The following is a 21,340-nucleotide window of genomic DNA, read 5'->3' as shown; positions in this document are numbered from 1 at the left end:
GGGACGAAGGGCCTTGGCCCCTTGCCCACCGGCCAGGCCTTGTCGCTGCCGATCACCGCGGCGGGCACCACCAGCGCCCCGGTGCGCGCGGCGATCGCCGTGGCCCCGGTCTTAAAGGGCTGCAGCTTGCCGCTACGGGAGCGCGTGCCCTCGGGGAAGATGCCGAATGCCAGGCCCTGGTTCAGCGCCCGGATCGCGGCCTTGATCGCCGAAAGGTCGCTGGCCCCGCGTTCCAGGGGGATCGCGTAGATCCGGGGCAAAAGCCAGGAGAGCATGGGCATGCGAAAGAGCTCGGCCTTGGCGATGTAGGCCACCGGCCGGGGAACGCCGTAGGCCAGGACGATCGGGTCCAGGGTGGAGAGGTGGTTGGAGGCGATGAGCACCGGGCCCTCCATGGGGACGTGCTCTTGGCCCTCGATCCGCAGCCGAAAGAGCGGGCGCAAGGTGACGTGCACGATCAGGCGCACGGTGGTGTAGACGGGGTTGGCTCTGGCCACGGGTCTTACTCTATCGGGAGCTTTCCCTCCAACCTGGCCTTACGCGCCTGGGCGGCGAGCCGGTGGGCGAGCTGCAGCGGCGCGGGGAGCTTGGTCGTGCGGGGAAGGGCACGCACGAAGTCCAGGGTTTCCCGCATCCCCACCCGGTGTCCGGGGGAGAGGTAGAGGGGGTTGGTGCGCGCCTTGGCGCGCCAGACCCATCCGATCTGCAGCCCCGGTCCCTCGGGGCAGGGCAGGCCAAGCGCGGCGGGGTCGGCACAGAGCGGCGCGTAGGCGTCGGCCTCGTCGGGCAGAGGACGGGTGGGCTCGCCGACCAGGCGGCGCTTGGCCACCCCGATCGCGGGGCGGTCGAGGTGCACCCCGAGGTGGGCGGCGATGCCCAGCCCCCGGGGGTGGGCGATGCCCTGGCCGTCGACCAGGAGGAGGTCCGGGGGAGCGCTGAGGGTTTGGAGGGCCTTCAAGTAGGCCGGGGCCTCGCGAAAGGAGAGGTAGCCGGGGACATAGGGGAAGAGGTCGTTTTGGGGCACGTGGGCGGCGGCCGCCTCCAGGGGGGTGTGCGTGGTCAGGTCCCAGCGCACCGCGACCGCGTAGAGGCCCTCGCCGCGCTTGGCGCTGGCGTCCAGCGCGGCCAGGGTGCGGGCGCGAAAGGGGTCGCCCGCAAGCCGCACCCGCGAGGTCAGCGCGCGTTGCAGCGCGCGGGCCTCGGCCAGGGTGTCGAAGGCCGGGAAGCGGCTCATTCGGCGGCGTCCTGAAGGCGCTTGAGCACCGCGTCGTCCCCGGGGCTCTTGCGGTAGAGGAGGGCCAGGTAGTAGCTGGTCCAGGCCAGGCGGTACCAGAGCGCGAGCGCCTCGGGGATGGGGCCGCCCGCGACCTCGGCCTTGAGGGCCTCGAGCCCCAGGACGCGGCTGGCGAGGACCTCCCTGGCCAGGTCCAGCGCCCGGTCCTCCCCAAGGAAGACCGCCGCCAGGGGGTCGCCCTGCTCGTGACGGGCCTCGAGGGCGGTGATGAAAAACTCCAGCGCCGCGGGGGGCGGCGCGATCGAAAGGCTCTTGGCCACCCGGGCGAAGAGCTGCTGCAGCGCCTGGGGCAGCATCGGGTAGCGGTCGCTGGCCACCCAGAGGGGGATGCGTTCGATCAGCGCCCAGGCCAGGAGCTTGGCGGGGTTGTCCTCGCTCGGGACCTCCGGCCTGAGGCGTGCCAGCTCGGCCTCGAGGGCCCGGTCCACGGCCTGGCCGAGCGCGGCCTCGCCGATCGCGTCGAGGGCGAAGCGCAGGTAGCGGTAGGGGGCCAGCGGGTGCGAGGGGACCTCGATCTCGGCCAGGGGGCCATAGCCCAGCACCACCACCCGCTGGCTCTCGCTCCGCGCCGCGGCGAGGAGGCCCGACAGCCGGCCGAGGCCGTACCCGCCGGCGAAGACGAGGGTGGTGCCGCGGGCCAGGGTGTCCGGGACGCGGTCCCGCAAGAGCTCCGCGGGCCACCAGCCCTCGCCCTGCCCCACCACCCCGAAGGGCTTGGGGAAGGTTCCATCGGGCCGCGGATGGTCCCCGACGAGCCCGATCAGCGCGGGAAGCACCCCGCTTTTGTCCTGGCGGTAGAGGCTGAGGTCGTCGAGGTCGATCGGCGCGTCCACGGGTCCATCTTAAGGAGGCCCGGGAACCGGCGCCAGGCGCGCTTCGAAGAACGCCACGGTCCAGGCGGTGGCCAGCTCGGCCTGACGGTCGAGCAAAAGGTCGTGGCCGGAGTCGGGGAGCAGCTTAAGCGTCTTCGCCTCGCTGCCCAAAAGGTCGAAGTAGCGGCGCACCGCCGTCGCGGGAATCACCGTGTCCTTTTCGGCCTGGACCACCAGCGCCGGGGCGCGCACCATCTTGAGCTTCGCCGGCGTCTTCCGCGCCAGCCGGTAGAGCTCGACGAAGGCCCGGCTGGGAAACCAGGGGTAGTTGGGGCTTTGGGCGCGGCGTTGGGGGTCCAGGATCGAGCTCTCGCCCTGGTAGCGCGGGATCAGCCACCAGAGGTAGGGCGCGAGGTGGGCCAGGGGGTGGGCAAAGCCCAGCGCCGGGGCCAGGGCGACGAGGGCGTCGGCCCCGAGCTCCGCCGCGACCCAGGCAGCGAGGAGCCCGCCCATCGAGAGCCCCACCACCCCTCGGGGCTCGGGCAGGGTCCGGTAGGCGCGGTAGGCGTCCTCGAGCCAGTCCGTGTAGCGGACCCGTGCGAGGTCCTCGGGGCGGGTGCCGTGGCCGCGGAGGGCCGGCTGGGCGACGGCGAAGCCGGCCTCGCGAAGGGCTTGGGGCAGGGGGCCCATGGTCTTCGTGGGGTGGGAGGTGAAGCCGTGAAGGACGAGCACGCCGGGCACGCTGGGATTTTACTCCAGTTCATGGCATACTCATGTCAGCATGCTCGAAGGCAACCTCGCTGACCTGCCCCTGCCCAGCCTGCTGCAGTCGCTGGCGTCGGGGCGGGGCGGGATGCTTGAGATCGAGGCCCCCGGACTCCGGGCCCGGGTCGGCCTCAAGGGGGGGCGGGTGGTCTTCGCCGAGGCCGGACCGCTGCGGGGGAGGCCAGCGCTCGAGCTTTTGGTGGGGCTTCCCCAGGGACGCTTTGCCTTCGTTCCCGGGGAGGTCGGGGAGGCCAACGTCGAGGGCGCGCTGGAGGCCGTCCTCACCGATCTCGTGGGGGCGCTCGATGCCTGGCTCAAGCTTAAGCACCTCCCCGACGACTGGAGCCGGCGCCTCGTCGCCGGGGACCGGCGCGGCGAGATCGAGCTGACCCTCGAGGAGCTCAAGGCCTTTACCGAGTCCGAGGGCAAACGGGTGGTGGAGGCGCTCGCGGTCCCCGAGGTGCTGGAGCGGGCCCGGCAGCTGGACCGGCTGCTCGCGCTCGGCGCCCTGGCCACCCGGCCCGGGGTGGAGCTGCCCGAGGCCGAGCTTGTAGCGCTCTCCTTGTATGGCGGGGACGAGGGGCAGGCCTACCTGGACGAGGCGCTCTATCGCCGCTGGGTGGAGGCGCTGGGCGGTGGCTTCGAGATTGAGGTCGTCTCGCCTCGGGGGCGGTCCGCCACCTTCCGCGCCGCTCCCCGCCGGGAGATTCCCGGGAGGATCCTTTTGCATGACCGCGCCCTGCGGCGGTTGCGCGCGGGTCGGGGGACACGGCTCAAGGTCAAACCCAAGGTCTAGGAGGACGCGATGGACGTTTTGACGCTCAACAAGCTGTTGAATCGTTTCGTTTGGGGCCCGGAGATGATGCTCGTGTTCATCGTCGTCGGGCTTTACCTCTCGGTTCTCACGGGGTTCATTCAGTTTTCCCGTATCGGCGTCATCCTGCGCGAGACGTTGGGCGCGATCCGCGAGCGGGCGCTGGGCTTTGGCGGTGAGATCACCCCCTTCCAGGCCACGATGGTGGCCTTGGGGGCGACGATCGGCCAGGGCAACCTGATCGGGGTGAGCGCGGCGATCCTCGCCGGGGGTCCGGGGGCGGTGTTTTGGATGTGGGTCGCCGGGCTGGTGGGGATGGCCACCAAGTTCGCTGAGGCCACGCTCGCGGTGCATTTCCGCCGGCGCTTCGCCGACGGCTCGGTCTCCGGGGGGGCGATGTACTACCTGGCCCGGGGGCTGCCCCGCAACCTGGCCTGGCTGGGTGGCGTCTGGGCCTTCTTCGCCGCCATCGCCGCGTTCGGGATCGGCAACCTCACCCAGACCTCGGCGATGGCGGAGAGCTTGAAGACCGCTTTCGCGATCCCGGTGGGGCTGACCGGGCTCTTCGTGGCGATCGTGGTGGCGCTGATCCTCGCCGGGGGGATCAAGCGCGTGGCCCGCTTCGCCCAGGCCACGGTGCCGTTCATGGTGCTGGTCTTTTTGATCCTCGGCCTGGCCGAGCTGGCGCTGCACCTGGGCGCGGTGGGCGCGGCGTTCGCCCAGATCTTCCAAGGGGCGTTCGGCTTGCAAGCCGCGGCCGGCGGGGCCGGGGGCTACGCGTTGATCCAGGTGCTGAAGGCCGGAGTGGGGCGGGGCATCTTCTCCAACGAGGCGGGGCTGGGCTCGGCCTCGATCGCCCATGCCCAGGCCCAGGTCGACCACCCCGTGCGCCAGGGCTTTTGGGGCGTCGTCGAGGTCTTCATGGACACCCTGGTGGTGAACACGGTCATGGCCCTGATCCTGCTGACCAGCGGCGTCTGGCGCGGGGCCCAGGACCCGGCGGCGGCGTTCGTCGGTGCCTGGGACCTGCCCGCAGGGGCCGCGCTGGCCAGCCTGATGCTCGCCCTCTTCGTCTTCACCACGATCGTCTCCTGGGGCTTTTACGGCGAGGAGGCCGCCAGCTTCCTCCTCGGGGACGGCATCCGCTGGCCCTACCGGCTGGTCTACATGGTCTTCGCCTTCGTGGGGGCGCTCGGGGGCTTTCAGGCCTTCATCTCGATCGCCGATACCCTCAACGGTCTGATGGCCCTGCCCAACCTGATCGGGCTGCTCGTCTTGGGCCCGTTGGTGGCCCGACTGGTCCGCGACTTCTTCTCCGGCGCGCCCTGGGTGCCGCCGAGGTAATGAGCACGCGGGTCGTCGTCGGCGTCTCCGGGGCCTCCGGGACCCCCTACGCCCTGGATCTCCTGGAGGCCCTCGCCGCTGCGCAGGTCGAGACCCACCTGGTCGCGACCCGTGGGGGGCTCGAGGTCCTGCGGCGCGAGGTGGGGGTCGCGCCGGAGGCCCTCTACCGCCGGGCGCACGCGGTCTATGCCCCGGAGGACCTGGGGGCGGCGATCGCCTCGGGGAGCTTTGCCACCCGGGGCATGGTGGTGGTGCCGGCGAGCCAAGGGACGCTCGCCAAGATCGCCCACGGGATGACCGACAACCTCTTGACCCGGGCGGCGTTCGTGCACCTCAAGGAGCGGCGGCCCCTGATCCTGGTCCCCCGGGAGACCCCGCTGCCCCTGCCGGCGCTGCGGGCGATGACCCTGGCCGCCGAGGCCGGGGCGCTGATCTTGCCCGCGTCCCCCGGCTTCTACCACCGGCCTACGCGGATCGAGGACCTCTTGCGCTTCGTCACCCAGCGGATCCTCGACCACCTGGGGATCGCGCTCGACTGGGCGCCGCGCTGGGAGGGCTAGCGTGGAGGGGGCGCTCTTGCTGGGGCTTGCTGGCCTGGGGGTGGGGGCCGCCCTCGGCTACCTGGCCGCGAGCCTCCGGCTCGGGGTGCGGCTCGCCCAGGCCGAGGCCCGGCTGGAGGCCGGGCGGGCCGCCCAGGACGCCAGCGAGGCCGCGCGGGCCGCCCTTACCGAGGCCGTCCAGCGCCTGACCGCGGAGAACCTGGAGCGGGCCGAGGCGCGGCTGGTCGCCGCTACCCGGCAGCTGCTCGAGGGCGCGGAGCGCGACCTTGCCGGCCGGCTTGGCACCCACAAGGCCGAGCTCGACGGCCTTGTGCGGCCCTTGCGCGAGGCGCTCATAAAGCTCGAGCGCGAGCTCGCCGAGATCGAGCGCCGCCGCGAGGGAGCCTATCAGGCCTTGAAGTCACAGCTCGACCTGCTGGCCCAGGAGCACCGCCGCCTCACCCTGACCGCCTCCGAGCTGAAGGCCGCGCTGCGCTCGAGCAGCGCCCGCGGCCACTGGGGCGAGCTCCAGCTGCGGCGGGTGGTGGAGCTTGCGGGGATGGAGCGCCACGTTGACTTCCTGGAGCAGGCCCAGGCCGGCCAGGGGCGGCCGGACCTGGTCGTCTTCCTGCCCGGCGGGGGGCGGCTGGCGGTGGACGCCAAGGCCCCGATGAGCGCCTACCTGCGGGCGCTCGAGGCCGAGGATGAGGCGGAGAAGGCGCGGCAGCTCAAGGCCCACGCCCAGGCGCTCCGGGCGCGGATCCAGGAGCTCGCGGCCAAGGACTACGCCAAGGACCTCGACCCCGGCCCCGAGTTCACCATCACCTTCGTGCCCAGCGAGTCTGCCCTGTCCGCGGCCTTCGTCGCCGACCCCGCGCTCCTCGACGAGGCGGTGCGCCTCAGGGTCCTGCCCGCCAGCCCGATCACCCTCCTGGCCCTGCTCAAGTCCGTGGCCTACGGCTGGCAGCAGGTCCAGCTAGGGGCCGAGGCCCGGCGGCTGGCGGAGGACGCGCTGACCCTGCTCAAGCGCCTGGGGGTCTTCCGCGAGCATCTGGGCAAGCTGGGGCGCCAGCTTGCGCGCAGCGTCGAGGCCTACAACGCCGCCGTGGGCAGCTACGAGCGGCGGCTCTTGCCCTTGGAGCAAAGCCTTTCCGAGCGGCTCGGGGTCGAGGGCAAGGACCCGCCCGACCCCCTCGACGCCTCGCCCCGCAAGCCCTCGGATCAGGGGCCGAGCTCGAAGTAGCGCCGCACCAGCTCGGCGACCTCCGGGGGCAGGGGCTCGTCCTGGAGGTAGGCTGCGGCCTTCCTCTGCACCGTTTTTGGCGGCTTCCCCTCGGGCCAGGGGGAGGGGAGGGCCTCGGCCTCGGGCTGTTCCACCGGCGGCGCCGGGGCGGCCTCGGCCGGGGCGGCGACGGGGGGCGGGGGGCCCGCGGCGCCATCGCTTGCGGCCTCCTCTGGCCCGGAAGGGGCCTCGGCCGCCGGGACGGGTTCGCCGGCTTGGGGCTCGGGCGCGTCCTGGGTTTGCGTCGGCTGGCCCTCCGCCGTGCCCGCGCCCTCCTTCGCGCGCGGGGTTTTTGGTTCCCTCCCCGGCGCCTCCCCGTCCTGGCCCTGTGCTGGGGTTTGATCCCGGCTTGGGGCGCGCGTCGCCGGGGCGGGGCTTGGGGCCTCGGCGAGCTGGGGTCGGGGCCAGGCAAGCCAGGAAAAAAGGGTCAGAAAGGCAAGAAGGAAGGCCGCGAGCTCACGCGTCGGGAAGGGCGGGGGCGAGAGCCGGGCGCGCTGCCGTTCGGCCTCGGCGAGAAGCCGGGGGTAGAGGGGGTCTTCGGGGCTGGCCTCGCGCGCCGCGCGGTAGGCCAGCCCGTGCCGGTCGATCGCCTTCAGGGCCGTGGCCTCGGCGTTGGGGTAGGGGGCCAGCAGCCCGAGGAGGCTCACCCAAAGCCAGGCCGCGGTCCCCTGGGCGAGGGCCAGCGCCGCCGCCGGCGCGAGCAGCGCCAACATCGTCCAGGCCCGCCGGCGCCAGACCAGGCGGCGGGCCCAGACGCCATGGAACCTCATGCCCCCATGCTAGCTGGAGGCGTTCGCGTAGCGATCCATGCAGGCCTTGAGTTCGGCCAGGGCGGCCTTGCGGTTTTTGAACCCGGTGACCTTGACCCACTTCCCTTTCTTGGCCTCGAGCGCCTTGTAGGTCTCGAAGAAGTTTTGGATCTCCTCCAAGATACCCTGGGGTACGTCGTCCAGGTCACGCACGAAATCCCAGCGCGGATCCTCGGCCACCACCGCGAGGATCTTCGAGTCCGGGCCCTTTTCGTCCTCCATCTCCATCAGCGCCACCGGCCGCACCTCGACCAGCACCCCGGGGAGGAGTGGGAAGGTGGAGAGGATCAGCCCGTCCAGCGGGTCCCCGTCCTCGGCCAGGGTCTGGGGGATGAAGCCGTAGTCCCCGGGGTAGACCTGGGCTGAGGGGAGGACGCGGTCCAGCTTGATCATGCCCGTGGCCTCGTCGAACTCGTACTTGTTCGCGCTGCGCGCGGGCACCTCGATCACCATGTGCACGATCTCGGGGGCGTCCTTGCCGATGGGGAGGTCGTGTAGCTTCGCCATGGCCTCATCTTACCGACCGTAAGATGGGGCATGCGCGCGTTTAAGGGTCGTTTCGTGTTTCCCGAGACCGCCGAGGTCCACGAGGGCTACCTCTACGTCGAGGACGGCCGGATCAAGGCCTTCGAGTCCACGCCGCCTTTGCAGGGGGACGTGGTGGCCCTTCCCGGCTACGTGATCCCGGGGCTGATCGACGCCCACGTCCACCTCTCGTTCTCCGGGGGGCTGGACCCGGTCACCGAGATGGAGCGCGAGCCGCTGGCGATGACCGTGGCCAAGGCGGTGCGCTACCTCGAGGCCTACCTCCAGGCGGGCGTCACCGCGGTGCGCGACCTGGGCAGCCGGGAGGCGATGGCCATCGGACTGGCCGCGGCGGTCGAGGCCGGGGTGGTGCGGGGGCCAAGGATCGTCGCCGCTGGCTGGATCGTCACCCCCACCGGCGGGCACGGCCACCGGCACGGAATCGAGGCCGATGGTCCAGACGCGGTGCGCCGGGCCGCCCGCACCAACTTCAAGGCCGGCGCCCGGGCGCTCAAGCTGATGGCCACCGGCGGGGTGATGACCCCGGGGGTGAAGGCCGGGGCGGAGATGTTCGAGGAGGCGGAGATGGCCGCCGGGGCCCGGGAGGCCGCCAAGCGGGGCCTTCCCACCGCGGCCCACGCCCAGGGGCGGCTGGGCATCAAGGCCGCCCTCCGCGCCGGGGTCAACACCATCGAGCATGGCGCGTTCGACGCCTGGGACGAGGAAGCCTTCGCCCTCTTCAAGCAGACCAACGCGCTGCTCGTGCCCACTTTGGCGGCGCCGGCGGGCATCCTCGCCGGGGAGGGGCGGGTGCCCGCGTTCATGATCGAAAAGACCCGGCCGATCGCCGAACGGCACCGGGAGAACGTGCGCCTGGCCTACGAGAACGGGGTGGAGATCGCCGCCGGTACCGACGCCGGCACCCCGTTGAACCCCCATCCCAACCTGGCCCGGGAGCTCGAGCTCCTCGCCGAGGTAGGCCTCTCGCTTCCGGACGTGCTGCGCGCGGCGACGGTGATCGCGGCGCGGGCGCTGGGCATGGAGGGGGAGATCGGCACCCTGACCCCCGGGGCCTTCGCCGACCTCACCGCCCTCGATCAGAACCCGCTGGAAACGACCGCCGCCTACCGCCACCCCAGGGCCACGATCAAGGCCGGCGAGGTCTTGATGAAGATCTAGCGGGCCGCGGCGGGGCTTGATGCGGGTCAGCCCCTTTGCTAAGATTAGCCTGGCTTGGCCGCGATCCGCGGTAGCTCAGCTGGTAGAGCGGTCGGCTGTTAACCGACTGGTCGCAGGTTCGAGTCCTGCCCGCGGAGCCAAGCACCCCCGGCGAAGGCCGGGGGTTTTCGCGTGCCTTCGAAACGTACTGTTGGCAAAAGGGCTGCTGGTTTTAACTTTTAAAAGCTCGTTCGTCAGCTTGTATGATTGGGGAATCATGGCAGACGTTCTTTTCAAGAAAGTAGATTATTCTTTGAGAAAGCTCATCGAAGACATCGATCTAGGCGAAATAGGCTTGCCCGATATCCAAAGACCTTTTGTTTGGCCTCCCAGCAAAGTTCGCGACCTATTTGATTCGATGTACCGCGGCTTTCCCATTGGTTACCTTCTTTTGTGGGAAAACGGTTATCCTGGCGAGCATCGCGCTATTGGGGAAAATCAAAAGCAAAAAGTGCCGCGCTTGCTCATCGTGGATGGCCAGCAGCGCTTGACCTCACTTTACGCAGTAATCAAGGCAATCCCGGTCCTCACCAAGGATTTCCGATCCCGGCGTATTCGCATCGCCTTTCATCCCTTCGAGGAAAAGTTTGAGGTGACGAATCCCGCCATCGAAAGGGATGCTGAGTGGATTCCGGATATCAGCGAGCTCTGGAAACCAAAGGCGAACACTTTTGCTTTCATTAGCGCGTATCTTAAACGTCTCAAAGAAAGTCGCGAGATATCCGACGAAGATGAAAATGGAATTGTTAATTCCATCGCTAAACTGGAAAAACTATTGGATTATCCGCTGACAGCTTTAGAAATCTCGTCTTCGGTTAACGAAGACCAAGTGTCGGAAATCTTCGTGCGCATCAACAGCAAGGGCACACCGCTCAATCAGGCTGATTTTATTCTCACGTTGATGTCCGTTTTCTGGGACGAAGGGCGTAGGGAGCTGGAAGCGTTTTGTCGCAAGGCAAAGAAGCCGCCTGGCAACAATGAACCTTCACCCTACAACCACTACCTTCGGCCTAGTCCGGACCAACTGCTACGCGTAAGTGTGGCGCTTGGCTTTCGTAGGGCTCGATTAGAACACGTTTATTCTCTATTGCGGGGGAAGGACTTGCAAACGAGGCGGTTCTCCGTCGCGCAGCGGGATAAGCAGTTCGCCGTTTTGCGAGAGGCCCAAGCCTATACGCTTGACCTTCAAAATTGGCATGAATTTTTCAAAGCATTGAGACGCGCAGGATACCTGGGGGAGCACCTCATTTCTTCGCGAATGGCAGTGCTGTATACTTATGCAATATGGCTCATCGGAAGGCGCGATTTTGGCGTTGATCTGTTCCGCTTACGGGAGGTCATTGCGCGATGGTTTTTCATGGTAGCGCTGACCGGTCGCTATACTAGTTCTCCTGAAAGTCGCATGGAGCAGGATTTGGCGCTGTTGCGCGGCCTTCATACACCAGAGGCGTTTGTTGCCGTGCTCGATCAGCAAATCGACGCCGTCCTCACCCGGGACTATTGGGAAGTCACGCTCCCTAATGAGCTAGAAACAGCGGCCGCTCGCAATACCGGACAGTTCGCTTACTACGCGGCGCTGTGCCTTCTCGATGCAAACGCACTCTACTCAAAAATGAAAGTTGCTGATTTGCTCGATCCCTCGACCCGAGCAAAAAAGTCGTCCCTTGAGCGTCATCATCTCTTTCCTCGCAAGTACTTGCAGCGTATCGGGATTAAGGAAAAGCGCGCCATCAATCAAGTGGCCAACTACGCATTGGTTGAGTGGAGCGACAACATCGCCATTTCGGACCGGCCGCCCAAGGAGTACGTTCCTGAACTGGAAAAGCGATTTACTCCTGACGAGCTGCGCCAAATGTACGCTTGGCATGCATTGCCGGATAGGTGGTATGAGATGGATTACTTCACGTTCTTGAGCGAACGCAGGAAACGCATCGCGCGAGTTATCCGAGAGGGGTTCGAGAAGTTGAGGGAACGCGCGCTGGAGCCTTAGACGAGGCTAGCTTCTCACATAGGCTGCAACCAATCGGAAATAGATCCGAGTCGCGTCGTGGGGATGACGGCGACAGCGTCACGTATGTTGTGGGTTAACCCGGAGGTCTCAAGTGACGAAGGAGGAACTTCGCGGGTTAACCAAAGAGGAGATCAGTCGGCGCATCCGGGAGGGCGTGAAGGCGATCATCGAGCAGGTGCTTGAGGAGGAGATGACCGAGCACTTGGCTGCGGGGTATCGCGAACGCACGCCAACCCGACGGGGTGAGCGAAACGGCCACTACACCCGGAACCTGATCACGCCGGTGGGCAAGGTCGAGCAGCTTCGCGTCCCCCGGTAAGTTCACTACGGCTTCGCCGTGAGCGAGAGGGAACCTTCCTCACCGAGGTCTTCGAGCGCTACAAGAGACTCACGCCGAAGGCGTAGCATTCTTTGACCGGGGAAGTGGAAGAAGCCGTCCTGGAGATGTGCTTGCAAGGGGTTTCCACCCGTAAGATCGCAGCCATCACAGTGCTTCGCCCGTAGGGTGAACCTTTGACTGGGACTTTCTCGGATTCGCATCCGCAAGGACGCGGTTTCCCGGATCGCCCAGCGTCTGGAGGAGGAACTCTCCGCCTGGCGTGAACGGCCCCTGGGGCTTCTTTACCCCTACCTCTACCTGGACGCGAGCGATTTCACGGTGAACGGGGATGGGTTAGTGGTGGGGGGTAAATGTGCTTTGCCCCCAAAGGGGCAACTGAAATCTTGCACCTTTCCACCTCATGCATAATCCAAGCTCGATCCCATTGCTTCAGGCCCCACTCTTAACTCCCGGGCCATGCGCCTCAACCGCTCCCGCTCGATCAAGAGCTCCAGGTTAAGGAGGGGCAAGAGCAGGAGTACGGCCGCCATCTCGGCTCGCATGCCCCAGTCGGGGGCTTCACCGGTAGGGGGAAGGGGCTCCATCAGCTGGCTCAGAAGAAAGGCCAGGAAGCTAAGGAGCAAAAAGCGGTACACGCCTACCGGATGCTTCTGCCCGAACCGCCCCAGCCCAAACCGCTGCTTCATGACCTTAAAGAAGGCTTCGATCTTCCAGCGACGCCGGCCCCAACGAACCAAGGCAGGTGGTTTCATGGGCTCGGTACTGATCACGAAGCGCTTCTCCACCTTCCCCTCCGGGCGCCGCAGGTAAAAGCTCGCCGCCCACACCGGGAAGGGAAGGCCCTGAAGCCAGAGGGCATGCCCCTGGCGTCGGGACTCCAGGTACTCAAGCTTCCCCCAGGGAAGCCAAGCCCGGTCCTTCCTCATGCCCACGACAGCATCAAGCCCCATGGCCTTGACCCCCTTGAGGAACGCCGCCGAGGCGAAGGCGGAATCGGCCAGTACCAAAGGACGATAGGCGTAGAGCCAGGCGGGAACTTGCTCAAGAAGGCGGAGTCCGAGCTTGGCCGGCGAGGGCGAGCCCTTTCCCCGCCAGAGGGTAAAGCCAAAGGGCAGGCGGAGGGAGCCGTAGACCAAGAGCGGCACCACCAGGTGCACCCCGTGGGTTCCGTGAAAGACCTGGAGCCAACGGCCAAGCTCGGGGAAGCTTCCCGCCTTCTCCAAGCTAGTGAGGTCCAGGATCAAAAGGGGCCTCGGCTTCCTTCCCCTTCGCGCGGCGGCGAACTCGGTGAAGGCTTTAAAGCTGGACTCCCGCAAGAGAAGAGCGAGCCTCCAGGTGGGCCAGTTGCCGTGGTTCAAAAAGCGCGAGAGGGCGGAAGGAGAACGGAACAGGCTACCCTGGGGCAGGGGACGGCCGTCTGCTTCGAGGAAAAGCCGTAACAACGCCTGGCTGCTTTGCGGAGTAAACACATGCTAGTTCCGCTTCTGGTGGGCGGTGGCAAGGAGCGCGAGCAACCCCAAGGATAGAGCTTGTGCGTGGGTCTTCATGCCGACCCTTAATCAAGGGCCTACCAGCGCCCTTTTTCAGGAGGCTGTAAAAGTGCAAGATCTCAGATGCATGATGCGGAAAGGTGCAAGATCTTAGAAACGCTGTGGAGCCGAGTTTTTCGAGCGATACTAAGAGAATTTGACCTGTTGCCAGCTTTATGCCAAGAAAGCGTTGGCATGTGGTGTAGCCCGCGGCCTTACGCGGTAGTTTTCGAATTCGGCGCGGCTACCATTCGAGAAGAGAGGGTGGCAAAAGATCCGGGTTGTCGAGCGGAAACTTTGGCTTGTGGCTCGGGTCTTCGAGGGCCCTTCTGACCTCGGCGGCGAACGTCTCGGCGTCGAGGCCGGGGACCTGGCGTAGGTGGGAGAGGGCTTTGTGGTAGAGTCGCCAGCCCCCGCTGGAGCTGGTCTTGGCCTTGTGCAGGGCGGCGGCGAGCTGGATCACGCCCTGGATGAAGTGGCGCTCTGGGCCTTTAGCTTCAAGCCAGGCCGGCTCCAAGACCTCGTGCACTTCCCAGTAAAGGCCCTTCTCCCAAAGGGCTCTGGCTTCATCCCAAGGGGGCTCCACGCCATCAGCCTAACCGTTATAGAGTGGGGGCCGTATGGCGGAGATCACGCACCTCACCGACGACACCTTCGACCAGGCGATCAAGGACGGCCTGGTGATCGTGGATTTCTGGGCCGAGTGGTGCCAGCCCTGCAAGATGATCGCTCCGATCCTCGAGGAGATCGCCAAGGAGTACGAGGGCAAGGTCCGGGTGGCCAAGCTCGACGTTGACGACAATCCCCGCTCGGCGATGCGCTTTCGCGTGATGAGCATTCCCACGGTGATCCTCTTCAAGAACGGGGAGCCGGTCGAGGTCTGGGTGGGCGCCCAGCCCAAGCGCAACTACGTGGCCAAGCTGGAAAAGCACCTGCCGCCCGAGGCATGAACCCCGTCGCCTTGGACGCCATGGGGGGCGACTTCGCCCCCCGGGAGACGGTGGCCGGGGCGTGCCTGGCGGCTCGGGAGGGGGTCCCGGTCCTCCTGGTCGGGGACGAGGCGCGGCTCAAGGCGGCGCTCGCCGCGCACCGCTGCGAGCTCCCCGTCGTCCACGCGCCCGAGGTGGTGACGATGGAAGAGGAGGCCACCCAGGTGCGGCGCAAGAAGGGGGCCTCGATCAACGTCACCGTGCGCCTGGTGAAGGAGGGTCGGGCGTCCGCGGCGGTGAGCATGGGCCACACCGGGGCGACGCTGGCCGCGGCGCTCTTCATTTTGGGCCGGGCCAAGGGGGTGGAGCGGCCGGCGCTCCTCGCCGAGCTGCCCGCGGAGACCTCCTTTGGCCGGGTCTTCTTGCTCGACGCCGGAGCCAACGCCGACGTCCGCCCCGCCCACCTCAAGGGCTTCGCCGAGCTGGGGCGGGACTGGGCGCGACATCGCGGGGTGGCCAACCCTCGGATCGGGCTGCTCTCGATCGGGGAGGAGCCCAACAAAGGTAACCAGCTGGTGAAGGCAGCGCGGCCCCTCTTGGAGAGGGTGCCCGGCTTTTCGGGCAACGTCGAGGGCCGGGACGTGCTCGCTGGCAAGGTGGACATCGTGGTCACCGACGGGTTCACCGGGAACGTCGTCCTGAAGCTGGTCGAGGGCGAGGCCCGGGTGCTGCTGGGCTGGGTGAAGGCGGCCCTGACCGCGACCCCGGCGGCCAAGCTCGGTGCGTTGCTCGCGCGAGGTGCGCTTTCCACCCTGGCCCGCCGCCTGGATCCCGCGGAGTACGGCGCGATGCCCCTCCTCGGGGTGGCGGGGCCGGTCTTCGTGGGCCACGGGGCGTCGGACCGGCGCGCGGTGAAGAACGCCCTGCGCGCCGCGTGGGACTGGGCTCGCGCGCTAAGCTAGGACCATGGAACCGGTGCTCGGCATGGCCACCGGCGCGACCTGGCCGGTGAAGCTCGCGCTGGTCGTGCTCGCGGCCATTGCCGCCTACTACCTGGGCCGGATCGGCGCGGGGGCCTTTCGCGCCGTCGCCCGCTGGACCAAGAGCCCCAAGGACGATCGCTTCTGGCACGCCCTGGGCTGGATCTGGTGGGGGCTCTTGCTGGTCGCGGTGGTTTCCTTTGCGGTGCACGTCTTTGACCTCGCGATCGAGCCCTTCGCCAGCTGGGGGCGGGCTTTGGTCGGCTGGCTGGGCTCGCGTGGGCTTTCGGCCCTCTTCGTTGCGGTCGGGACCTACGTCGCCTACCGCGTGGTCGAGGTCTTCGCCGCCAGGGTGCAGATCGAAGGCGGGGGGCATGCCCGCGAGGAGATCCGTCGCCAGACCTTGAAGGCGGTGATCGAGTCCACGCTCAAGGGCGTGGTGCTCACCGTGGGCAGCCTGCTCTTGTTGAGTAACCTGGGCCTCGACGTGGGGGCGTTGATCGCCGGTGCGGGGATCGCCGGCCTGGCGATCAGCTTCGCCGCCCAGAACCTGGTGCGCGACGTGATCAACGGGTTTTTCATCCTCCTCGAGGACCAGTACGGGGTCGGCGACATCATCAAGGTCGGGGACCTGGCCGGGGGCGTGGAGCGCATGAACCTGCGGCTGACCGTGCTCCGGGACCTCGAGGGCAAGGTCCACTTCATCCCCAATGGCCAGATCAGCCAGGTCACGGTGATGAGCCGCGACTGGTCGCGGGCGGTGGTGGACGTGGGCGTCGCCTACAAGGAGGACGTGGACCGGGCACTGGCGGTCATCGGCGACGAGGCCCAGCGCTTCTACGAAGATCCCGCGTGGCGGCCCCGCTTCACCGACACCCCGCCCCAGGTCCTCGGCGTCAACGCCCTCGGCGACAGCGCGGTGGTGATCCGGGTGCTCTTCACCACCCAGCCCAAGGAGCAGTGGGGGGTGGCCCGGGAGTTCAACCGCCGCATCAAAAAGCGCCTGGACGCCGAGGGGATCGAGATCCCCTTCCCCCAGCGCACGCTTTGGTTCGGCGAAGCGCTTAAAATCGAGAAGGCATGAGACGGCTCTTGGGGTTGGCGCTGGCGCTCGGCGTCGCGCTGGCCCAGGTCTACTGGCCCACCGGCGAGGGGGTCTTGGTGGGGCAGGAGGTGGGCGGCGTGGCCCGCTTCATGGGCCTTCCCTACGCCCACGCCGAGCGCTTTGCCCGCCCCCGGCTGCGTCCTTTGCCCAGGGGTCGCTACGATGCCCGCCGTCCGGGCCCGGCCTGCCCGCAGGTGGGCTCGTTCGAGATCCGGCTCGGCGGCTACCTGCCGCCCCAGGACGAGGACTGCCTGAACCTCAACCTCTGGGTGCCCCTGGCCGCGCCGCCGCCCGGAGGCTGGCCGGTGATGGTCTACCTTCACGGGGGGAGCTTCACCGGCGGGAGCGGGGCCGAGCCGGTCTACGACGGCACGGCGCTCGCGCGCCAGGGGGTGATCGTGGTCACCCTCAACTACCGCCTTGGCCCCTTCGGCTTTCTGGCCCTGCCCGCGGCGGCCGAGGCCGACCCCGACGGCAGCACCGGGAACTACGGGCTGCTTGACCAGATCGCCGCCCTGCGCTGGGTCAAGCGCCACGTCCGGCGCTTTGGCGGCAACCCCAAAGCGGTGACCCTCTTCGGCGAGTCCGCGGGGGCGATGAGCGCCTGCGCGTTGATGACGAGCCCCCTCGCTCGGGGGCTGTTCCAGCGGGTCATCCTGCAGTCCGGGGGCTGCGACGAGGTGCGCGATCTGGCCGACGGCTACGCCTACACCAGGAAGCTCGCCCGGCGCCTGGGTTGCCAGGAGGACGACCTCGCCTGCTGGCGGGCGCTCCCGACCGAGACGTTGCGCGGGCTCGTGAAGACTGAGGACCCCCTCGCCGACTTCAAAAAGGCCCCCTTCAAGCCGCACGTCGACGGCTACGTTTTGCCCCAGCCGCCGGAGGCGGCGCTCAAGGCGGGGGCCGGGGCCGACGTGGCCCTGATCGCCGGGGCCAACCGCGACGAATACCGGTTGAACCTCGCGCTCTTTTTCCAGGGGCCGCGGGACTGGAGCGGGTTCGCGCGCTGGGTCGCGGATCGCGGCGAGGACCCGAAGCGGGCGCTCGCCGTCTACCGGGCGCGGTTTTCCGACCCGCTCGCGGCGACGTTTGCCTTTGAGACCGAGCGGCTGTTGCTCTGCCCCACCTACCGGGCGCTGCGCTTGCACCAGGGGGATGGCCGCGGCTACTACCTGACCTTTACCAGCAAAAGCCTCGAGCCCGCGGGGGCCTTCCACAGCCTGGACGTACCCCTGCTCTTTGGCACCCAGGCCAGCTGGCCGGCCTGGGTGGCCTTCATGCGCGCCGAGGACGCCGAGCGGGGCGAGGTCCTGGGCCGACGGATGCGCGCCTTCTGGGCGGCGTTCGCCAAGGGTGAGCGGCTCGTTGCCGGGGGCGTTCCCTGGCCGGCGCTGGCGGACGGCTACCTGCTCAGGTTGGACACCCCCCTGGGCTGGGTCAAGGACCCCTACCCCGCGCGCTGCGCGCTTTTTCGGTAGGCTGAGGGCGTGCCCGTCCTCGAGCTCCATAAGGACGACCAGTACCTGGTGGCCACCGCCGACACCCCGCTCCTGGAGATCTGGGAGGCGGTCCCCGCGGGGCTCATCCCGCCGGTGCCCCCCGCCGAGCTTCCCGGGGGCCTTGGCGGGCTCTTGCTGCGCGGGGGCTTCGGTCAGACCTTCTTCTTCCCCTCCGAGGTGCTGGGCCTCGCCTTCCGCACCCCGCGGGGCCGGGTGGTGGAGGCCGGGGGCCGGGTGATCAAGAATGTCCAGGGCTACGACCTGGTGCGCCCCTTCGTCGGCAGCTTCGGCCTGCTCGGCGAGCCGCTCAGCGCGGTGCTGCGCCTGAGGCCGGCGAAGGCGGTGCGCCTGTGGACCGCGCCCGGCCGCCTGGAGGACGCGCCCGCGGGCCTGCGCTTCCTCTGGGAGGACGAGGGCCGGATCTACGGGCTTTACGCGGGGAGCGAGCGGGGCCTTGCGGCGTTCGAAGGCTTCCAGGAGGCGGCGTTTCCCGACTACCGCGCCCGCTTTCCCCGGGGGATGGGGGTGGCCGAGACTGGGCCCTTGCGCGACGCCCGCTTCGCCTGGGCCGACGGGGGCGAACCGCCGCCGCTGCCGCCGCTCTTCAAACGCCTGGCCGAAGCCCTCTAGGCCACCACCAAGAGGGCGCCGGGCTCGATCCAGACCTCGAACCTGCAGCGCCGCCCGAGCATCTCGCCGTCGGCGTGGGCCGGGACCGGGCGGTCGAACTCGAGGCGAAAGCGCTGCCCGCTGAAGTGGTGGATCTCCTGCCGTCCCAGGTGGCGGCCGAGCATCAAGAGGGGCAGCATCCGCAGCACCCCGAGCTTGGTCAGGCCGCCGGCGACGATGACCTCGAGCCGCCCGTCGTCGGGGCGGGCCATGGGGGCGATGGGGAAGCCGCCCCCGTAGGTGGGGCCGTTCATGTAGGCGGAGAGCAGGCTCGGGCCCTGGTAGAGGAGCCCCTCCTCGCCGTAGAGCGCGAGCTGAGCCAGCTTGAGGTGAGAGAGCTCCTCGAAGATCCCGAGCAGGTAGCGGGGCATCCCCCGCAGGCGGCTCTTCGAATGGAGGACCCGCTCCGCGACCGCGGCGTCGAAGCCGATTCCCAGGCTGGCGGCGTAGGGCTCGCCGTCCACCCGGCCCAGGTCCACGCGGCGGGGGGGCGCGGTGAGGGCGCGCTCGAGCGCCTCCCGCCAGGACCGGCGCAGCCCGCCCAGCGCGCGCGCGAAGTCGTTGCCGCTGCCCACCGGCACCACGCCGAGCGCCTGGTCCGGGCGCAGGCCGCGGAGCGCCTGGTGCAGGGTGCCGTCGCCCCCCACGACGATGACCCGCGTCTCCGGGGCGGTCTTGACCAGGTGGCGGGTGGCCTCGGGGGCTTCGGGCACCACGAGCCGGGCCTGGGGGTGGGCCTTGAGCGCGGCCTCGAGGGCGGGCAACAGCGCGGCCACGCGTCCCCGGCCGGCGAGGGGGTTGGCGAGGATCAGGGCCATTCGCCGCGTATTTTAAGGGCATGGGCCTGTTGAAAACCTTCTTCGCCGGGGTCGAGGAGAAGACCGAGGTCTTCATGACCCGCGCCGGCCCGGTGGCGGATGCGCGGGGCCTTTACAGCTATCCCGGGCCGCCGCTTTCCGAGGCCGGGCGGGCGGCGATCGTCGCCCTCGCGCGCCGGCTTCGGGGCCAGCCGATCGTCCGAGTGCTGGCCTCGGACGCCCGCGCCGAGGCCGAGGCAGCGCGGCTCGCCGGGTTGGTCCTGGGGGTGCCGGTCGCGCTCGATCCCCGGCTGCGCGACCGCCGCTGGGGGGATTGGGAGGCAAGGCCGGTTGCTGAGCTGGACGACGCGGCGCGTTCTGCCTGGGCCGAGGACGAGGCCGGCTTCCGCCCGCCGGGGGGCGAGTCCCTCCTCGAGGCCTGGGCGCGGATCCGGCCCGCCCTCGAGGCCGCCCTTTCGGCGCACCGGGGACAGGGCTTCCTCTTGATCGGCAACTGCACCGCGAACCGCGCGATGCTGGGGTTGGCGCTGCCCTTCCTGCCCGTGGCCGAGGGGCTGCGCCTGGAGCAGGACGAGGCCCGGCTGACCCACCTGGTCTTCTACGACGGCCAGGGGGTGATCAAAGCCCTCAACCGCTGAGGTAGACTAAGGGCAGATGGTGCGTCCCGTCGAGATCGCCGACCTTCCCGTCCTGGCCGAGCTCTTGACCTGGATGGACGCCGCCCCTTCGCGCCGGGCGATGGCCCCCGAGGGGCGGACGCCCGAGGCCCTGGCCTTCGAGATCGAGGAGGGCTGGGTCCTCGAGGACGAGGGTCAGGTCCTCGGCTACGTGGGGCTGGTCCCCTTCTGGCGCGGCGGGGCGCTCGAGGGCCCGGTCTCGAAGGGCACCTTTGCCCCGTTGATCGAGGCCGCGTTGAACGCTGCCGAGGCCAGGGGCCTGCCGACGGTCTACGCCTTTCCCAGCGTGGAGAACGAGGCCCTGATCACCAGCCTCACCGCCGCCGGGTTCGCCCCGGTGCACACCACCCACTTCTTCGGCAGCGCCCCGAAAGCCTTTGGCTTCGCCCCGCCAGAGGGGGTGCGGATCGAGGAGGCGCTGGCCTTCGACCCCGAGGTCTACCGCCGCCTCTACCGCGAGAGCGACGAGGGCTGGAGCCTGCGCCTGGCCTGGAACGACCTGGAGCTGATGGAGCACTTCGCGGCGCCGGAGAACCGGCTGCTGCTGGCCTACCTTGAGGGCGAGCCGGTGGGGATGGCCGAGCTCGAGCGGGTGGGGGAGGCCCTCGAGGTCGCCTACCTTGGCGTCCTCCCAAAGGCCCGGGGGCGGGGGATCGGCCAGGCCCTGCTCGACGCCGCCAGCCGCGTGGCCCGCGAGGAGGGCGCGGCGACGCTCATCGTGCGCGCCCACGACCACGAGAAGGAGGCCCTCGGCCTCTACGCCCGCCTCGGCTTCACGCCGCTCGAGTCCGTCGTAACCTTCGCCAAAGAACTAGACCAAGAAGCAAAAGCAGCACCCCGAGCCGCTCGGGAAAGTAGAGCCGGTAGCGGGCGCTGACCGCGATCGGCCCGGAAAGGGTGCCGCGCCAAACGAGGCGCGTCCCCGCGACCTCGGGGGCGTTGGTGGCGATCGGCGGGAACGGGGCCTCGAGCACGAAGCGAAAGGGCAGCCCGCCAACGAGCTCGGGGAGCCCCAGGGCCCGGACCGGGTAGAGCGTCCCCACCAGCCCGTAATCCTCGAAGAGGACGTAGCTGGTGCGGAAAAAGCGCAGGCCCGAGGGATCCTCGTAGACGAAGCGCCCGGGCAGCCAGCCGGTGAGCCGGTCCCAGCCGGGGGGCTTGATCGGGCTTTGGGCGACGAGGGTCGCCTTGGTGGTGGTGACCGCAAAGCCCTGCCGCGCGAGGAGGTCGGAGAGCGCGTCGCGGTAGGCGCCGAGCCCTTCTCCCGCGACGCGGACCTCGAGGTCCATGGCCCCGTTCGCGTGCCAGACCAGCCGCGCCTCGGTGTCCACGCAGCCCGCGAGCAGGAGGGCTAAGAGCCAGAGCCAGCGCCAGGGCATCG

At 68.8% G+C, this 21,340-nt stretch carries 25 protein-coding genes and 1 tRNA gene (1 of these 26 cut by a window edge); 16 read left to right on the top strand and 10 right to left on the bottom strand.

Going from position 1 to position 21,340, the window contains the following annotated elements:
• The 4 genes in view from ACZ48Y_RS07180 to ACZ48Y_RS07165 are tightly spaced (at most 9 nt apart) and all read right to left on the bottom strand, a layout consistent with a single transcriptional unit that may run on beyond the window.
• A protein-coding gene (locus ACZ48Y_RS07180; protein WP_464739866.1) for a lysophospholipid acyltransferase family protein crosses the window boundary here: on the bottom strand, window positions 1-497 show its 5' portion. The gene continues 181 nt to the left of window position 1, outside the view; 497 of the gene's 678 nt are visible here — the first part of the coding sequence; it begins with the start codon at window positions 495-497; its stop codon lies off the left edge, out of view.
• 5 nt (window positions 498-502) lie between these two features.
• The gene (locus ACZ48Y_RS07175) at window positions 503-1,234 is read right to left on the bottom strand and encodes an endonuclease V (RefSeq protein WP_464739864.1); all 732 of its coding nucleotides are present in this window, start codon (window positions 1,232-1,234) and stop codon (window positions 503-505) included.
• A complete protein-coding gene (locus ACZ48Y_RS07170; RefSeq protein ID WP_464739862.1) occupies window positions 1,231-2,127 on the bottom strand; it encodes an SIS domain-containing protein in 897 nt (298 codons plus the stop codon). The genes ACZ48Y_RS07175 and ACZ48Y_RS07170 overlap by 4 nt, the downstream gene beginning before the upstream one ends.
• Window positions 2,128-2,136: 9 nt before the next feature.
• Window positions 2,137-2,796, bottom strand: coding sequence for an alpha/beta hydrolase (locus ACZ48Y_RS07165; protein ID WP_464742868.1), 660 nt, complete (start codon window positions 2,794-2,796; stop codon window positions 2,137-2,139).
• 91 nt (window positions 2,797-2,887) lie between these two features.
• Between ACZ48Y_RS07165 and ACZ48Y_RS07160 the strand changes: the two genes are divergently transcribed.
• The 4 genes from ACZ48Y_RS07160 to ACZ48Y_RS07145 are packed head-to-tail and all read left to right on the top strand — an operon-like array spanning window position 2,888 to window position 6,811.
• Entirely contained in the window at window positions 2,888-3,667 is a 780-nt protein-coding gene (locus ACZ48Y_RS07160; RefSeq protein ID WP_464739860.1) for a DUF4388 domain-containing protein, read from the top strand.
• A 9-nt stretch (window positions 3,668-3,676) separates the two neighbouring features.
• Window positions 3,677-5,029, top strand: coding sequence for an alanine/glycine:cation symporter family protein (locus ACZ48Y_RS07155; protein ID WP_464739858.1), 1,353 nt, complete (start codon window positions 3,677-3,679; stop codon window positions 5,027-5,029).
• Window positions 5,029-5,589, top strand: a complete 561-nt coding sequence (locus ACZ48Y_RS07150) for a UbiX family flavin prenyltransferase (RefSeq protein WP_464739856.1) — start codon at window positions 5,029-5,031, stop codon at window positions 5,587-5,589. Before ACZ48Y_RS07155 ends, ACZ48Y_RS07150 begins: the two co-directional genes overlap by 1 nt.
• 1 nt (window position 5,590) lies before the next feature.
• On the top strand, window positions 5,591-6,811 hold the full coding sequence (locus tag ACZ48Y_RS07145; RefSeq protein ID WP_464739854.1) for a DNA recombination protein RmuC: 1,221 nt from the start codon (window positions 5,591-5,593) through the stop codon (window positions 6,809-6,811).
• On the opposite strand, the gene ACZ48Y_RS07140 is transcribed toward ACZ48Y_RS07145, so the two are convergent.
• Both ACZ48Y_RS07140 and ACZ48Y_RS07135 read right to left on the bottom strand, forming a co-directional pair.
• Window positions 6,790-7,620 carry a hypothetical protein gene (locus ACZ48Y_RS07140; protein ID WP_464739852.1) on the bottom strand — a complete coding sequence of 277 codons (831 nt, stop codon included), beginning with the start codon at window positions 7,618-7,620 and terminating at the stop codon, window positions 6,790-6,792. The genes ACZ48Y_RS07145 and ACZ48Y_RS07140 overlap by 22 nt on opposite strands.
• A 9-nt stretch (window positions 7,621-7,629) precedes the next feature.
• Complete coding sequence (locus ACZ48Y_RS07135) at window positions 7,630-8,166, bottom strand: inorganic diphosphatase (RefSeq protein WP_464739850.1); 537 nt, start codon at window positions 8,164-8,166, stop codon at window positions 7,630-7,632.
• A gap of 30 nt (window positions 8,167-8,196) precedes the next feature.
• Here ACZ48Y_RS07135 and ACZ48Y_RS07130 point away from each other — a divergent pair, with 30 nt between their 5' ends.
• The 5 genes from ACZ48Y_RS07130 to ACZ48Y_RS07110 all read left to right on the top strand — a co-directional run bounded on the left by ACZ48Y_RS07130 (window position 8,197) and on the right by ACZ48Y_RS07110 (window position 12,161).
• Entirely contained in the window at window positions 8,197-9,363 is a 1,167-nt protein-coding gene (locus ACZ48Y_RS07130) for a metal-dependent hydrolase family protein (RefSeq protein ID WP_464739848.1), read from the top strand.
• Between the two features lie 64 nt (window positions 9,364-9,427).
• A tRNA-Asn gene (locus ACZ48Y_RS07125) sits at window positions 9,428-9,503 on the top strand.
• Window positions 9,504-9,553: 50 nt separating this feature from the next.
• Complete coding sequence (locus ACZ48Y_RS07120; protein ID WP_464739846.1) at window positions 9,554-11,392, top strand: GmrSD restriction endonuclease domain-containing protein; 1,839 nt, start codon at window positions 9,554-9,556, stop codon at window positions 11,390-11,392.
• 112 nt (window positions 11,393-11,504) lie between these two features.
• Complete coding sequence (locus ACZ48Y_RS07115) at window positions 11,505-11,732, top strand: transposase (protein WP_464739844.1); 228 nt, start codon at window positions 11,505-11,507, stop codon at window positions 11,730-11,732.
• 198 nt (window positions 11,733-11,930) lie between these two features.
• Window positions 11,931-12,161, top strand: coding sequence for a transposase (locus ACZ48Y_RS07110; RefSeq protein WP_464742866.1), 231 nt, complete (start codon window positions 11,931-11,933; stop codon window positions 12,159-12,161).
• On the opposite strand, the gene ACZ48Y_RS07105 is transcribed toward ACZ48Y_RS07110, so the two are convergent.
• Window positions 12,152-13,195, bottom strand: coding sequence for a transposase (locus ACZ48Y_RS07105; RefSeq protein ID WP_464739842.1), 1,044 nt, complete (start codon window positions 13,193-13,195; stop codon window positions 12,152-12,154). The genes ACZ48Y_RS07110 and ACZ48Y_RS07105 overlap by 10 nt on opposite strands.
• Before the next feature lie 331 nt (window positions 13,196-13,526).
• A complete protein-coding gene (locus ACZ48Y_RS07100; protein WP_464739840.1) occupies window positions 13,527-13,868 on the bottom strand; it encodes a DUF309 domain-containing protein in 342 nt (113 codons plus the stop codon).
• A 34-nt stretch (window positions 13,869-13,902) separates the two neighbouring features.
• On the opposite strand from ACZ48Y_RS07100, the gene trxA reads away from it, so the two are divergent.
• Genes trxA through ACZ48Y_RS07075 form a run of 5 tightly spaced genes read left to right on the top strand, consistent with a single transcriptional unit; the run spans window position 13,903 to window position 18,425 of the window.
• Window positions 13,903-14,232 (top strand): thioredoxin, encoded by a 330-nt coding sequence (trxA, locus tag ACZ48Y_RS07095; RefSeq protein WP_464739838.1) that lies wholly within the window; start codon window positions 13,903-13,905, stop codon window positions 14,230-14,232.
• Complete coding sequence (gene plsX / locus ACZ48Y_RS07090) at window positions 14,229-15,173, top strand: phosphate acyltransferase PlsX (RefSeq protein WP_464739836.1); 945 nt, start codon at window positions 14,229-14,231, stop codon at window positions 15,171-15,173. The genes trxA and plsX overlap by 4 nt, the downstream gene beginning before the upstream one ends.
• 4 nt (window positions 15,174-15,177) lie before the next feature.
• Window positions 15,178-16,275, top strand: a complete 1,098-nt coding sequence (locus ACZ48Y_RS07085; RefSeq protein ID WP_464739834.1) for a mechanosensitive ion channel family protein — start codon at window positions 15,178-15,180, stop codon at window positions 16,273-16,275.
• The gene (locus ACZ48Y_RS07080) at window positions 16,272-17,774 is read left to right on the top strand and encodes a carboxylesterase/lipase family protein (RefSeq protein WP_464739832.1); all 1,503 of its coding nucleotides are present in this window, start codon (window positions 16,272-16,274) and stop codon (window positions 17,772-17,774) included. The genes ACZ48Y_RS07085 and ACZ48Y_RS07080 overlap by 4 nt, the downstream gene beginning before the upstream one ends.
• Window positions 17,775-17,783: 9 nt before the next feature.
• A complete protein-coding gene (locus tag ACZ48Y_RS07075; RefSeq protein WP_464739830.1) occupies window positions 17,784-18,425 on the top strand; it encodes a DUF5639 domain-containing protein in 642 nt (213 codons plus the stop codon).
• Here ACZ48Y_RS07075 and ACZ48Y_RS07070 read toward each other — a convergent pair.
• Window positions 18,422-19,282, bottom strand: coding sequence for a diacylglycerol/lipid kinase family protein (locus ACZ48Y_RS07070; RefSeq protein ID WP_464739828.1), 861 nt, complete (start codon window positions 19,280-19,282; stop codon window positions 18,422-18,424). The genes ACZ48Y_RS07075 and ACZ48Y_RS07070 overlap by 4 nt on opposite strands.
• 20 nt (window positions 19,283-19,302) lie before the next feature.
• On the opposite strand from ACZ48Y_RS07070, the gene ACZ48Y_RS07065 reads away from it, so the two are divergent.
• Window positions 19,303-19,920: a histidine phosphatase family protein gene (locus tag ACZ48Y_RS07065; RefSeq protein WP_464739826.1), complete on the top strand. Its 618-nt coding sequence runs from the start codon at window positions 19,303-19,305 to the stop codon at window positions 19,918-19,920.
• Between the two features lie 16 nt (window positions 19,921-19,936).
• Window positions 19,937-20,836, top strand: coding sequence for a GNAT family N-acetyltransferase (locus tag ACZ48Y_RS07060; RefSeq protein ID WP_464739824.1), 900 nt, complete (start codon window positions 19,937-19,939; stop codon window positions 20,834-20,836).
• Here ACZ48Y_RS07060 and ACZ48Y_RS07055 read toward each other — a convergent pair.
• On the bottom strand, window positions 20,733-21,338 hold the full coding sequence (locus tag ACZ48Y_RS07055; protein ID WP_464739822.1) for a hypothetical protein: 606 nt from the start codon (window positions 21,336-21,338) through the stop codon (window positions 20,733-20,735). The genes ACZ48Y_RS07060 and ACZ48Y_RS07055 overlap by 104 nt on opposite strands.
• Between the last annotated feature and the right edge of the window lie 2 nt (window positions 21,339-21,340).

The organism is Rhabdothermus arcticus (assembly GCF_055382915.1).
Note: the sequence above shows the minus strand (reverse complement) of the source record. Positions and strands in the feature narration are given on the sequence as shown.